General features: G+C 60.4%; 9 protein-coding genes. 5 read left to right on the forward strand and 4 right to left on the reverse strand.

What is annotated here, in order from left to right; all coding sequences use genetic code 11:
• Window positions 1–108: 108 nt before the first annotated feature.
• The 5 genes from BLL52_RS13240 (at window position 109) to BLL52_RS13260 (ending at window position 5,129) form a co-directional block, all read left to right on the forward strand.
• Window positions 109–699 carry a 2-oxoacid:acceptor oxidoreductase family protein gene (locus tag BLL52_RS13240; RefSeq protein WP_075587061.1) on the forward strand — a complete coding sequence of 197 codons (591 nt, stop codon included), beginning with the start codon at window positions 109–111 and terminating at the stop codon, window positions 697–699.
• On the forward strand, window positions 692–1,945 hold the full coding sequence (locus BLL52_RS13245) for a transketolase C-terminal domain-containing protein (protein WP_075587062.1): 1,254 nt from the start codon (window positions 692–694) through the stop codon (window positions 1,943–1,945). The genes BLL52_RS13240 and BLL52_RS13245 overlap by 8 nt, the downstream gene beginning before the upstream one ends.
• Window positions 1,946–2,013: 68 nt before the next feature.
• On the forward strand, window positions 2,014–3,009 hold the full coding sequence (locus BLL52_RS13250) for a thiamine pyrophosphate-dependent enzyme (RefSeq protein ID WP_075587063.1): 996 nt from the start codon (window positions 2,014–2,016) through the stop codon (window positions 3,007–3,009).
• A 14-nt stretch (window positions 3,010–3,023) separates the two neighbouring features.
• Entirely contained in the window at window positions 3,024–4,649 is a 1,626-nt protein-coding gene (locus tag BLL52_RS13255; protein ID WP_075587064.1) for an NAD(P)-binding protein, read from the forward strand.
• Window positions 4,650–4,691: 42 nt separating this feature from the next.
• Window positions 4,692–5,129 carry a universal stress protein gene (locus tag BLL52_RS13260; protein WP_075587065.1) on the forward strand — a complete coding sequence of 146 codons (438 nt, stop codon included), beginning with the start codon at window positions 4,692–4,694 and terminating at the stop codon, window positions 5,127–5,129.
• A 73-nt stretch (window positions 5,130–5,202) separates the two neighbouring features.
• Here BLL52_RS13260 and BLL52_RS13265 read toward each other — a convergent pair whose 3' ends face one another.
• The 4 genes from BLL52_RS13265 to moaA form a co-directional block, all read right to left on the reverse strand.
• The gene (locus tag BLL52_RS13265; RefSeq protein ID WP_075587066.1) at window positions 5,203–8,109 is read right to left on the reverse strand and encodes an adenosylcobalamin-dependent ribonucleoside-diphosphate reductase; all 2,907 of its coding nucleotides are present in this window, start codon (window positions 8,107–8,109) and stop codon (window positions 5,203–5,205) included.
• Window positions 8,110–8,353: 244 nt separating this feature from the next.
• Window positions 8,354–9,763 carry a molybdopterin molybdotransferase MoeA gene (gene moeA, locus BLL52_RS13270; protein ID WP_075587067.1) on the reverse strand — a complete coding sequence of 470 codons (1,410 nt, stop codon included), beginning with the start codon at window positions 9,761–9,763 and terminating at the stop codon, window positions 8,354–8,356.
• On the reverse strand, window positions 9,760–10,404 hold the full coding sequence (gene mobA, locus BLL52_RS13275; protein WP_075587068.1) for a molybdenum cofactor guanylyltransferase MobA: 645 nt from the start codon (window positions 10,402–10,404) through the stop codon (window positions 9,760–9,762). The genes moeA and mobA overlap by 4 nt, the downstream gene beginning before the upstream one ends.
• Before the next feature lie 3 nt (window positions 10,405–10,407).
• The gene (gene moaA, locus BLL52_RS13280; RefSeq protein ID WP_075587069.1) at window positions 10,408–11,568 is read right to left on the reverse strand and encodes a GTP 3',8-cyclase MoaA; all 1,161 of its coding nucleotides are present in this window, start codon (window positions 11,566–11,568) and stop codon (window positions 10,408–10,410) included.
• Window positions 11,569–11,893 lie beyond the last annotated feature (325 nt).

The following is an 11,893-nucleotide window of genomic DNA, read 5'->3' on the forward strand; positions in this document are numbered from 1 at the left end:
TTGTTGATTTTCATCAACATGCAAATTCCTGATGGACGCACTATTCGAATCGACACCGCAGCCAGCTAGCATAGACTGGGCACTCTCGAAAAAAATGAGGAGCAACACATGTTTCAGGTACGCATCCATGGCCGTGGCGGTCAAGGCGTGGTCACGGGCGCAGAGATGCTGTCCATTGCCGCATTTTTAGGCGGACGTCACGCCCAGGCTTTTCCCAGCTTTGGTTCTGAGCGCACTGGCGCACCGGTGGTGGCTTTTTGCCGCATGGACGATAAAGAAATCCGCCTGCGCGAGCCCATCATGCAGCCTGACGCCATCATCATCCAAGACCCCACGCTGCTGCATCAGGTAGACGTTTTTGGCGGTTTGAAGAAAGAGGGCTATATCCTGATCAACAGCACCCGCAGCTTTGAGGACATGGGTCTGGGTGAGTTCATCAAGGGTTTTCGGTCCGAGCGTTTGTTAACTGTGCCTGCCAGTGAGCTGGCCATGAAGCACGTAGGTCGCCCTGTGCCCAACGTGCCTCTGCTAGGCGCTTTTGCCGCGCTGTGCGGCCTGATCTCGCTGGCAGCAGTGCAGCAGGCCATTGATCAAAAATTTTCTGGTGCAGTGGCCAAAGGCAATCAAGCCGCTGCCAAAGAGGCGTATGACATAGTGATGGCCCAAGAAACAGCAGCTCAGGAGACGCAACATGCTTGAACAATGCGAAGGCTCGCATGCGGTAGCGCAGGCGGTGGCGCTCAGTCGGCCAGAGGTGATTTGTGCCTACCCCATTTCACCGCAGACGCATATCGTGGAAGGTTTGGGCGAACTGGTCAAATCCGGCGCGCTCACCCCATGCGAGTTCATCAATGTGGAGTCCGAGTTCGCTGCGTTGAGCGTGGCGATTGGTGCCTGCGCTGCTGGCGCACGCTCTTACACGGCTACCGCCAGCCAGGGGCTGTTGTTCATGGCCGAGGCGGTTTACAACGCCTCTGGCTTGGGTCTGCCAATCGTCATGACCGTGGCGAATCGGGCCATTGGCGCGCCGATCAACATCTGGAACGACCACACCGACAGCATGTCAATGCGCGACGCGGGCTGGCTGCAACTGTTTGCCGAGACCAATCAGGAGGCGCTGGACCTGCACATTCAGGCCTTCCGGATAGCCGAAGAACTGTCACTGCCGGTGATGGTGTGTATGGACGGTTTCATCCTGACTCACGCCTACGAGCGTGTCGACATGCCCGACCAAGCGCAGGTGGATCAATTTCTGCCGCCCTACGAGCCGCGCCAAGTGCTGGATCCGAATGACCCGGTAACCATTGGTGCCATGGTCGGCCCAGAGGCGTTTACCGAAGTGCGTTACCTTGCACACGCCAAACAGATGCAAGCGCTTGATCTGATTCCGCAGGTCGCTACAGAATTCAAAGCAATTTTCGGGCGCGATTCAGGGGGGCTGATCAAGACCTACCAAACCGAAGACGCCGACACCATCGTCATTGCCTTAGGCTCGGTGCTGGGCACCATCAAGGACACGGTCGATGATTTGCGTGCCCAGGGGCACAAGGTGGGTGTGCTGGGCATCACCTCGTACCGGCCGTTTCCAATCTCCGACATCCGTGATGCCACGGTCCGGGCCGAGCGCATTGTGGTGATCGAAAAGTGTTTTGCAGTGGGTATTGGCGGCATTGTGTCGCGCGACGTGCGTAGCGCAGTGCGCAACCGCCCGCAACCCGTGTACACCGTGGTCGCTGGCTTGGGTGGCCGCCCAATCACCAAAGATTCTGTGAACAAATTGCTGCTCCAGGCCATGACAGACAAGCTGGAGTTGCTCACCTTTTTGGATCTGGACTGGGCGGTGGTGAACCGGGTGTTGGAACGTGAAAAAGCGCACCGCCGCTCTGGCCCCGTGGCTGAAGGGGTGCTGCGCGACTTGGGCACCGTGGCCTCCGGCGCAGTGTGAAACCTTGCGGGACAGAGCGGGACTACACGCAGTGAGTTTGCTCTGCCCTAAACTGATTAGGAGACAAGATGGAACAGTCAGCAGTCAAGTTTTACCAGACCGGCACCTTCACGGTGGGCAACCGGCTTCTGTCGGCTGAACAACGAAGCGTGCAAGCGGGCACGCTGCGCAGCAATTCGCTCAACTCCGGCCACCGCGCCTGTCAGGGCTGCGGCGAGGCGCTGGGCGCCCGCTACGCCATCGACGCCGCCATGGCCGCCACCAACGGCCAGCTAATTGCTGCCAACGCCACCGGCTGCCTGGAGGTTTTTTCCACGCCTTACCCAGAAACCTCTTGGCAAATCCCGTGGATTCACTCGCTGTTTGGCAACGCTGCAGCGGTGGCTACCGGCATTGCTGCCGCGATGAAAGCCAAGGGCCGCAGCGATGTGCGCGTAGTGGCCCAAGGCGGCGATGGCGGCACCACCGACATCGGCTTTGGCTGCTTGTCTGGCATGTTTGAGCGCAATGACGATGTGCTCTATATCTGTTACGACAACGAGGCCTACATGAACACCGGGGTGCAGCGCTCCAGCGCCACGCCGCCTGCAGCGCGTACCGCCACCACCATGTCGGTCGGCGCGCATCCGGGCAACGAATTTGGCCAAGGCAAAAATGTGCCGCGGATCGCCATGGCGCATGAGATTCCTTATGTGGCTACCGCCACCGTGGCTGATCTGCGTGACCTGGAATTCAAGGTCACCAAGGCCATGTCGATGCACGGCGCACGCTACATTCACATTTTTGTGCCTTGTCCGCTGGGCTGGGGTTCTGCCTCGCATGACACCATCAAACTGGCGCGCCTGGCGGTCGAAAGCGGTGTCTTTCCGGTCTTTGAGGCCGAGCGCGGTGAGGTCACCGGGGTGCTGAAAATCCGCCGTCAGGTGCCGGTGGAAGAGTATTTGCGGCCCCAGAAACGCTTTGCGCACCTGTTTGGCAAGCATCCCGACGTGGCCACGCTGGCGCGCCTGCAGGCGCTGGCCGACCGCAATATCCGCCGCTACGGCTTGCTGGAAACGAACTAGTCGGGGAAAAAACCATGCAAAAACCCTTTGCGATCACGCTCGATGTCGGCAGTTCACTGGCGAATCACACCGGCTCTTGGCGCACCTCGCGCCCGGTCTACCTGAGCCGCATTCCCCCTTGTAACCACCAATGCCCGGCAGGCGAAAACATCCAAGGCTGGCTGTTTCACGCCGAGTCTGGCGATTACCAAGCGGCCTGGCGCACGCTGGTGGAAGACAACCCGTTCCCTGCCATCATGGGCCGGGTGTGTTACCACACCTGCGAAGGTGTTTGCAATCGCGCACAACTTGACGCTGCGGTGGGCATCAATTCCGTGGAACATTTTCTGGGTGACCAGGCAATCGCCGAAGGCTGGAAGTTCTCCGCGCCGGATGTTGCCACCGGCAAAAAGGTATTGATCGTAGGTGCCGGGCCGTCGGGCCTGTCAGCAGCCTACCATCTGGCGCGCATGGGGCATGCGGTTACCGTGTTTGAAGCCGGCCCCTTGCCCGGCGGCATGATGCGATTTGGCATTCCCCAGTATCGGCTGCCACGCCAGGTGCTGGATGCCGAGGTGCAGCGCATTGTGGATCTGGGTGTAGACATTCAATACAACACCAAGGTCGTCGATGTGCTGCAGGTCAAGCATGACCATGGTTTTGATGCGGTGTTTCTGGCGGTAGGCGCCCACATTGCCAAGCGGGCTTACATTCCGGCTGGTGATTCTGCGCACGTGCTCGATGCGGTGTCGGTGCTGCGCTCCATGGAGGGTGAAGACAAACCCCTGCTGGGCCGCAAGGTGGTGATTTACGGCGGTGGCAACACCGCCATTGACGTGGCGCGCACCGCCAAGCGCCTGGGTGCCACTGAGTCGATCATCGTCTACCGCCGCAACCGCGAAAAAATGCCCGCGCACGACTTTGAGGTCGAAGAAGCACTGCAGGAAGGGGTGCTGATCAAGTGGCTATCAACCATCACGCAGGCGGGCGAGTCGTCCATCACCGTCGAGAAAATGGCACTGGACGACAAAGGTTTCCCCCAGCCCACCGGCGAGTTTGAAACGCTGGAGGCCGACTCAGTGGTGCTGGCGCTGGGCCAGGACGTGGACTTGTCGCTGATTGAAGGCGTGCCCGGACTCACCGTGCAAGACGGTGTGGTGCAGGTCAACGCGCAGATGATGACCGGTCACGCCGGTATCTTTGCCGGAGGCGACATGGTGCCCGCTGAGCGCAATGTCACCGTAGCCATCGGTCACGGTAAGAAGGCGGCGCGCAACATAGACGCCTGGCTGCGCGGCGAGGCCTACATCCCACCGCCCAAGCACAGTGTTGCCACCTTTGACAAGCTCAATACCTGGTACTACAGCGACGCACCCAAGACCATGCGCCCGATGTTGGACATCATTCGCCGCCAGTCCACCTTTGAGGAAGTGCAGGGCGGTCTGGATGAGAGTAACGCGCTGTTTGAAGCGCGGCGCTGCCTGTCGTGCGGCAACTGTTTTGAGTGTGACAACTGCTACGGGGTATGCCCGGATAACGCGGTGATCAAGCTCGGCGTAGGCAGGGGCTATGAATTCAATTACGACTATTGCAAAGGTTGCGGCATTTGTGTGTCAGAGTGTCCATGTGGCGCGATCAAAATGGTGCCTGAGGATATTTGAAAGCAACCCGTTTAAACCTGCTATTTTGAAAAGGAGTTCATCATGTTCAAGCACATTCTGGTTCCGGTGGATGGGTCAAGCACCTCGCAAGTGGCCGTCGGCAAGGCGATTGTGCTGGCCAAATCCTTTGACAGCATAGTGACGGTGATCTACGTCATTGATCCCTATCCATTTACCGGTGTGGGAACAGACTTTGCCTACGGTCAGGCAGAGTATCTGAGCGCTGCCACGGCAGAGGCAAATACAGCGGTACAGACCGCCAAAGACAACTTCTCGGCGGCTGGCGTGACGGTGAACACCTCCATCGTCGAGGCACACACCGCCTGGCGAGGCATTGTCGAAGCCGGTGATTCGCTGAAGGCTGACCTGATTGTGATGGGCTCGCATGGCCGCAGCGGCCTGGAAAAACTGGTGCTGGGTAGCGTCGCCCAAGCGGTTTTGTCTCACACCAAGCTGCCGGTGCTGGTGATGCGTGACTAAAAAAACAGCCCCAAGTGGGGCTGTGTGCATCTAACTTGGGGGCCGTCATCGGCCCGCGTTTTTTTGGGTCAGATCAACCGCACTGACCGACGTAGCCGCAGGCGGTACAGAAATCGCAGCCGTCTTTGTGGATGACGGTGGGGTTGCCACACTCGGGGCAGGGTTTGCCGGCCATGGTGTGACTGGCTTCCTTGGCCTCAGGCGTGTCGAGCACGCCCATGTCGCGCAGCGGGAAGCCGTCTTCGTTGAGGATGCCCAGCATCGCGTAGCGGTGAATGATCAGGCGCGCGATGTAGGCCACGGTGGAAGGCCACACTTGTTGGCGACGCTCGTTGTTGGGCAGGCCAGGCACAAAGGCCATGAAGTGACCCAGGGGTTCGGCGTAGTTCAGCAACTTACGCAGCTTCATGCCGATCCAGGCTGGGTCAATCACCCGCATGTCCAGAGACAACAGGCGCGCCAGGCCGTCCATGGCCTTGGGGTAGTTGCCGCTGAAACCCACCGCGCAGGGGCGCGTCACCACACCACCATCCGGGCTGGGCAGGTTGACCTCTTTGAGCGTGACGGTGAAGGCTTCATTGGTGGCAGGATTGTCCACGTCCACCGCCCAGGCCAACGTACCCGAGGTGCCGGTGAGGGGTTCACCACGGCTGAACATGGCGTCAATCACCGGCGTATAGGCGGGCTTGGCATCTGGCGCGCGCAGTTTGGCATTGGCGGCCATCTGCTCGCAGCGCCAGCGAATCACCGCTGCTGTGGCAGCCACCACACCGGGGAACTTGCGTTTTTCGCCATGCGGCGGGAAAGGCATGTCAAAGGCGTGCTCTTCGCTGACCGTGGCCAGCGCGTCGAGCTTGAGCTGCAACCAGGCCGGGTCGTTGGCACGCAGGTCCATCGACAGGGTTTTGGCCAGGGCGCCCAGGCCGCGTGGCTGGTCAGATCCGTTAACCCACACTTCAAACGGTTGCGGTGCGCTGCCTTCTTCGGGCGAGAGTTCGCCAATGAACAGCGCAAAGTCGCCAAAGGGATGGTGCACCATGAAGGTCCAGGCGGAGTTGCCACCCGGCAACTGTGGCCGGCCCGGCCAGCGCAGGCTCGACAGCACCGGTGCAGGCAGGCGGTCGAGTGCCAGGCGGTGGTTGGCGCTGTCAATTTGCAGCGGCTTGGCCACCGTGGGTGCGCTGGGCGTGACGCTCAGCACCGAGCCCAGCACGCTGTTGGGGCGGTAGGTTGCCAGACCCTTCAGGCCGGACTTCCAGGCGGCGGTGTACAGATCCTGGAAATCTTCATAGGGGTAGTCAGCTGGCACATTGACGGTTTTGGAGATGGCGGTGTCCACATAGGGGGCCACAGCTGCCACCATTTCCTCGTGGGCTTGGGCGCTCATTTCAAGGGCGGTGACAAAGGCCGGGGTCAACGGGGCGTGCTCGCCTTTGAGGTGACGGTACAGACGCCAGGCGTGGTCTTCGACCGCGTATTCCTTGAAGTTGCCGTCGGGCATGCGCTTTTTGCGGGTGTAGGTCCAGCTGAAAGCGGGCTCAATGCCGTTGCTGGCGTTATCGGCAAAAGCCAGGCTGATGGTGCCGGTAGGCGCGATGGACAGCAGGTGCGAGTTGCGCAGGCCGGTTTTGCGGATACGCTCTTTCAGCTTGGCTGGCAGGCGCGAGGCGAAGGTTTGGCCGCTCAGGTACAGGTCGGCATTGAACAACGCAAACGCACCGCGCTCTTGCGCCAGGTCGCTGGATGCAGCGTAGGCTGTGTCGCGCATCAGGATGGAGATACGTTGCGCCATGTCGCGCGCCTGCTTGGTGTCATAGCGCAGGTTCATCATCACCAGTGCGTCACCCAGGCCGGTAAAGCCCAGACCGATGCGGCGCTTGCTGTTGGCCTCGGCTTGCTGTTGTTTCAGAGGCCAGACGGTGGCTTCCAGCACGTTGTCAAGCATGCGCACGGCAACCCGTGCCACGTCAGCAAAGGCGGTTTCATCAAAGCTGGCATCTTCACCGAATGGGTTGCGCACAAAGCGGGTCAGGTCGATGGAGCCCAGGCAGCAGCAGCCGTAGGGCGGCAATGGTTGCTCGGCGCAGGGATTGGTGGTGGCGATGGTTTCGCAGTAAGACAGGTTGTTGTCGCGGTTGATCTGGTCCAAAAACAACACGCCTGGCTCGGCATGGTCATAGGTGGAGCGCATGATCTGGTCCCACAGCGCGCGGGCTTTGAGCTTGCGGTAGACCCAGACACCGGTGTCCTTGTTCTGGAAAGCTTCCGTCTCTTTTTGTGGCACGCCGGGCTCGGCGCAGTGCACCAGCGCAAAGTCGGCGTCGGCTTGAACGGCGTGCATGAATTCGTCGGTGACACCCACCGATATATTGAAATTTTTCAGGTCGCCTTTGTCCTTGGCGTGGATGAATTCTTCAATGTCTGGGTGGTCACAACGCAGCACACCCATTTGGGCACCACGGCGAGCACCGGCCGACTCCACGGTTTCGCAAGAGCGGTCAAACACGCGCATGTAGCTCACCGGGCCGGAGGCGCTGCTTTGGGTGCTGCCCACCCAGGCGCCGCGCGGACGGATGCGCGAAAAGTCATACCCCACACCACCGCCGCGGCGCATGGTTTCAGCCGCTTCGGTCAGCGCGGTGTAAATGCCAGGGTGGCCATCTTCGTCATGGGCAATGGAGTCACCCACCGGCTGCACAAAACAATTGATCAGCGTGGCTGACAGGTTGGTGCCAGCCGCAGATTGAATGCGCCCGGCGGGCAGAAAACCCGCTTGCAAGGCTTGGAGAAACTTGCCTTCCCAGTCTTTTTGCTGCTCGGGCAGTTCCACACTGGCCAGAGCCCGGGCCACCCGCTGATTGACGTCAGCAATGCTGCGCTCGGTGCCTTTGCTGTATTTTTCGATCAGCACCTCCTCGCTGATCGCCTGGGGTGGAAGTGTCAGGGTGCTGTGCGTAGGCTCTTGGGTGTGCAGTGTCATATTGGGGTCCCTAAAAAGTGAGCATTTAAGTAAGCGCTGGATTGATATTTCGGGCCTTAGAACGGTCCGCGTCAGATCAGATAAGTCGTCTGATAACACTACCTATAGTGTTCAGAGGTCAGAATATTACCACCTATAGTGTTTATTTTGACTTGGTAAAAACCTGGAACAGAAATTTTTAACCATGCATGGCTGGCCATTTCCGGCCTAAAACGTGGTAGCCGTACCGCGGCAGCCTGCGGGCTTAGATCACCCCGTCAAACATCATCACATCCACGGTATCGCCTGCCGCCACATGACCTTGCGCGTGGTGCAGCACGATCAGCCCATTGGCTTGCACCATGGAGCTGAGCACGCCCGAGCCCTGGTTTCCGGTGGTTTGAACCTGCAGCGTGCCGTCTGGCGCGGTGTGGACGATGCCGCGCTGGTACTCGGTGCGGCCGGGTTTTTTGCGCAGGGGCGCCAGGCTTTTGGCCTGCAGCAGGGGCGGGGCGCTGGCGCTGGCACCCATCATCTTCAGCAGGGCGGGGCGCACAAAGGCTAGAAACGTCACCATCACCGCCACCGGATTGCCTGGCAGGCCAAACAGAATCGCCGAGCCGGTCGGTTTACTATCATTTAAAGAGCTGGTGGCGCATGCTATATATGGGCTAGAGGCCAATTTGTCTCTGAAGATCTGGCCCACGGCCATGGGTCTGCCAGGGCGCATGGCGATGCGCCAGAAGGCCACGTCACCGAACTGCTTCATCATCGCCTTGGTGTAATCCGCCTCACCCACGCTCACCCCACCGCTGGTGATGATGGCATCAGCCTGCAGCGCAGCCTGCTCGAAAGCGGCTTGTAGCGCGGCGGGCTCGTCGCGCACCACACCCCTATCCATGACCTCGCAGCCGAGTCGGGTCAACAGTCCAAACACGGTGTAGCGATTGCTGTCATACACCGCGCCTTCGCGTGGCGGCTCGCCCAGGCTCAGAATCTCGTTGCCAGTAGAAAAGTAAGCCACCTTGGGACGCCGCAGCACCGGAACAGTTTGCAGGCCTAAACTGGCCACCAGCCCAAGTGCAGCGGGCGTGAGTAGCTCCCCTTTACGTAGCGCTGGCTGGCCTTGCATCAGGTCTTCACCGAGGCGGCGGCGGTTGTCACCCAGACGCACGATGCCTGCCGGGATGCTGATGTGCTGGGCGGTGTGTGGGTTGGGCGTGCCCGGCGCAGGCTGTGTCGGCACTGAAACCTGGCTGTCAGGCGCTGTCGCAGTTTCAAGGGCCACAAACTCTTGGGGTACCACCGTGTTCAGGCCCAGTGGCATCACCGCACCGGTCATGATCTTGATGCATTTGCCGCTGCCAACGCTACCCGCCCAGGCTTTGCCCGCCAGCGCCGTACCGATCACTTTCAGGCTCAAACCCTTGTTGGCATTGAGCTGATTGCCATCAAAAGCATAGCCATCCATGGCTGAGTTGTCATGCGGCGGCACGCTGATGGGGGAGATGACATCTGCTGCCAGCACACGGCCCAACGCCTGAAAAATATCCAGCTTTTGCACCTCGGTCACCGGTTCGACGAGTTGCGCCAAAAAGGCGTTGACGGTGTCGGCACTGAGGGCTTGGGGGTCGTAGCCGGCCAGCTCGGCGGCAATCTGGTCCAGGGTTTTCATAGGCAAAAGCGTTCGAGTTGTTGCAGTTCGGCCAAAGTGTTGGCATTGGCAAAGGCTTCTGCGGCATCACCAACCTGGTCAAAACCGACCAGCGCGGTGGGGTGCTGTGCGGTCCAGGCGCGCACTTTGCGGCCGCCCCTTGCCACGAACCCGCTCAAATCGGATAGCAGGTGGGTGCGCATCAGGCAAAACACCGGCTGCACGCGCAGCTGTGGTTGCCCGTTGGCATCTGGCGCAGGCGCGCTGGCCAGGGCAATGTCGGCGTTTTGCTCCGTCAGGGCTTGCGCCAGCCGCTGTGCCAGATCCAGCGGGAACAGCGGTGTGTCACACGGCACGGTGAGCAGGTAAGGGGTTTGGCAATGGCGCAAACCGGTCAAAAATCCGGCCAGCGGGCCGGCGAAGTCGGTGTCGGCGTCGGGCCACACGGGCACGCCAAAGGCTTCGTAAGCGGGGAGATGCCGGTTGGCGTTGATGGCCAGCGCAGCCACACCGCCACCGGCCTGCAGACGCTCTAAAGTATGTAGCGCCAAAGGCTTTCCAGAAAAGGGCTGGAGGCCTTTATCTATACCACCCATGCGCAAACCCCGGCCACCCGCCAGCACCATGCCGGTGATGCTCTGCGGGTCAATCGTAGGGCTCATCCTTTAGCCTCCGATGTAGCTCATTTCCACCCGCTTGCGCGCCGCACCGGTGTCTGGCACCTGGGCGCTGCGCAACTCGGAATAGCGATCAGAGCGCCCTTGCCAGATGTGGCCAATGGCGTTGGCCAGGTCGGCATCTGTGGCGTTGCCGCGCAACAGGCTGCGCAAGTCATAGCCCAGCCCGGCAAACAGGCACAGGTACAACTGGCCTTCGGTTGATAGCCGGGCGCGGTTGCAGTCGCTGCAAAAGGCTTGTGTCACGCTGCTGATCACGCCGACCTCGCCCAAACTCGGGTCAAAGCGCCCGTGGGCGTCGGCATACCCCCAGCGCTGCGCGGTTTCGCCGGGCTGTGAGGCCTGCAGCGGTACCAGCGGCAGTTCGGTCTGGAGCCGCGCAATCACGTCTGCCGAGGGCAGCACCTCGTCCATGCGCCAGCCGTTGGTGGCACCCACGTCCATGTATTCGATGATGCGCAGGATCAGCCCACCACCACGAAAAAATTTCGCCATGGGCAAAATCTGATGGTCGTTGGTGCCACGCTTGACCACCATGTTGATCTTGATTGGCCCCAAGCCCACCGAGCGGGCGGCTTCAATGCCTTGCAGCACATCACCCACCGGAAAGTCCACGTCATTCATTTGGCGAAACACCGTGTCGTCCAGCGCGTCCAGGCTGACGGTCACGCGCTGCAGCCCGGCGTCTTTCAATGCGCGAGCCTTCTTCGCCAGCAGTGAGCCGTTGGTGGTCAGCGTCAGATCAAGCGACTTGCCTTCGGGCGTGCGCAAGCTGGCCAATTGTTCAACCAGGCGCTCCACATGCTTGCGCAACAGCGGCTCACCGCCCGTCAGACGGATTTTTTGCACGCCGCGCGCTACAAACTGGCGCGCCAAGCGGGTGATTTCCTCAAACGACAGCAGCGCCGAATGCGGCAGATAAGCGTAGTCCTTGTCAAAAATCTCCTTTGGCATGCAGTAATTGCAGCGGAAGTTGCACTTGTCGGTGACGCTGATGCGCAGGTCACGCAGAGCGCGGCCACGCTGGTCCGCCAATTCGCCATGCGCGCTGCTGCGCTGCTGCGCCTGATAGGCGATTTCCGGCACTGCCAGGGCTTGCGGCCGATGGTCATGCAGCGGGATAACGCGCTGTGGTTGGGGGGCGGACATGTGGGTCTGACTTTAAAGCGAGGTGAAGGCCCAGGGGCGATCAGCGCGATTGGTGATGCCGGGATTTTGTCACGCGCGCCAGCCTACGAATGGCAGGGTCTTTTTGCCCTGACGTGATATACCGTGCAGCTGATACGGGGGATGAAGTGCCAACGGCGCGAGGGGTGTCGCGCATCAAGTTGATGCTTGGCAACCGGGCCGGGCTGCGTATGGGCCGTCCGGCTCAGTCCAAACCCTCGCCCTTCAACAAAAAAACCCGCACAAGGCGGGTTCTTTGAATTGAGGGCGGTTATTTCCCGCCCTGAGACGTTTGTTAGCAGTTGAC

This window comes from Rhodoferax antarcticus ANT.BR, from assembly GCF_001938565.1.
GTDB classification, from domain to species: domain Bacteria; phylum Pseudomonadota; class Gammaproteobacteria; order Burkholderiales; family Burkholderiaceae_C; genus Rhodoferax; species Rhodoferax antarcticus.

Excerpts from the sequence above, each read along its gene's own strand:
- BLL52_RS13250 (WP_075587063.1), top strand. The coding sequence starts at position 2,014 with ATGGAACAGTCAGCAGTCAAGTTTTACCAGACCGGCACCTTCACGGTG.
- mobA (WP_075587068.1), bottom strand. The coding sequence starts at position 10,404 with ATGAGCCCTACGATTGACCCGCAGAGCATCACCGGCATGGTGCTGGCG.
- BLL52_RS13255 (WP_075587064.1), top strand. The coding sequence starts at position 3,024 with ATGCAAAAACCCTTTGCGATCACGCTCGATGTCGGCAGTTCACTGGCG.
- moeA (WP_075587067.1), bottom strand. The coding sequence starts at position 9,763 with ATGAAAACCCTGGACCAGATTGCCGCCGAGCTGGCCGGCTACGACCCC.
- BLL52_RS13260 (WP_075587065.1), top strand. The coding sequence starts at position 4,692 with ATGTTCAAGCACATTCTGGTTCCGGTGGATGGGTCAAGCACCTCGCAA.
- BLL52_RS13245 (WP_075587062.1), top strand. The coding sequence starts at position 692 with ATGCTTGAACAATGCGAAGGCTCGCATGCGGTAGCGCAGGCGGTGGCG.
- BLL52_RS13240 (WP_075587061.1), top strand. The coding sequence starts at position 109 with ATGTTTCAGGTACGCATCCATGGCCGTGGCGGTCAAGGCGTGGTCACG.
- BLL52_RS13265 (WP_075587066.1), bottom strand. The coding sequence starts at position 8,109 with ATGACACTGCACACCCAAGAGCCTACGCACAGCACCCTGACACTTCCA.
- moaA (WP_075587069.1), bottom strand. The coding sequence starts at position 11,568 with ATGTCCGCCCCCCAACCACAGCGCGTTATCCCGCTGCATGACCATCGG.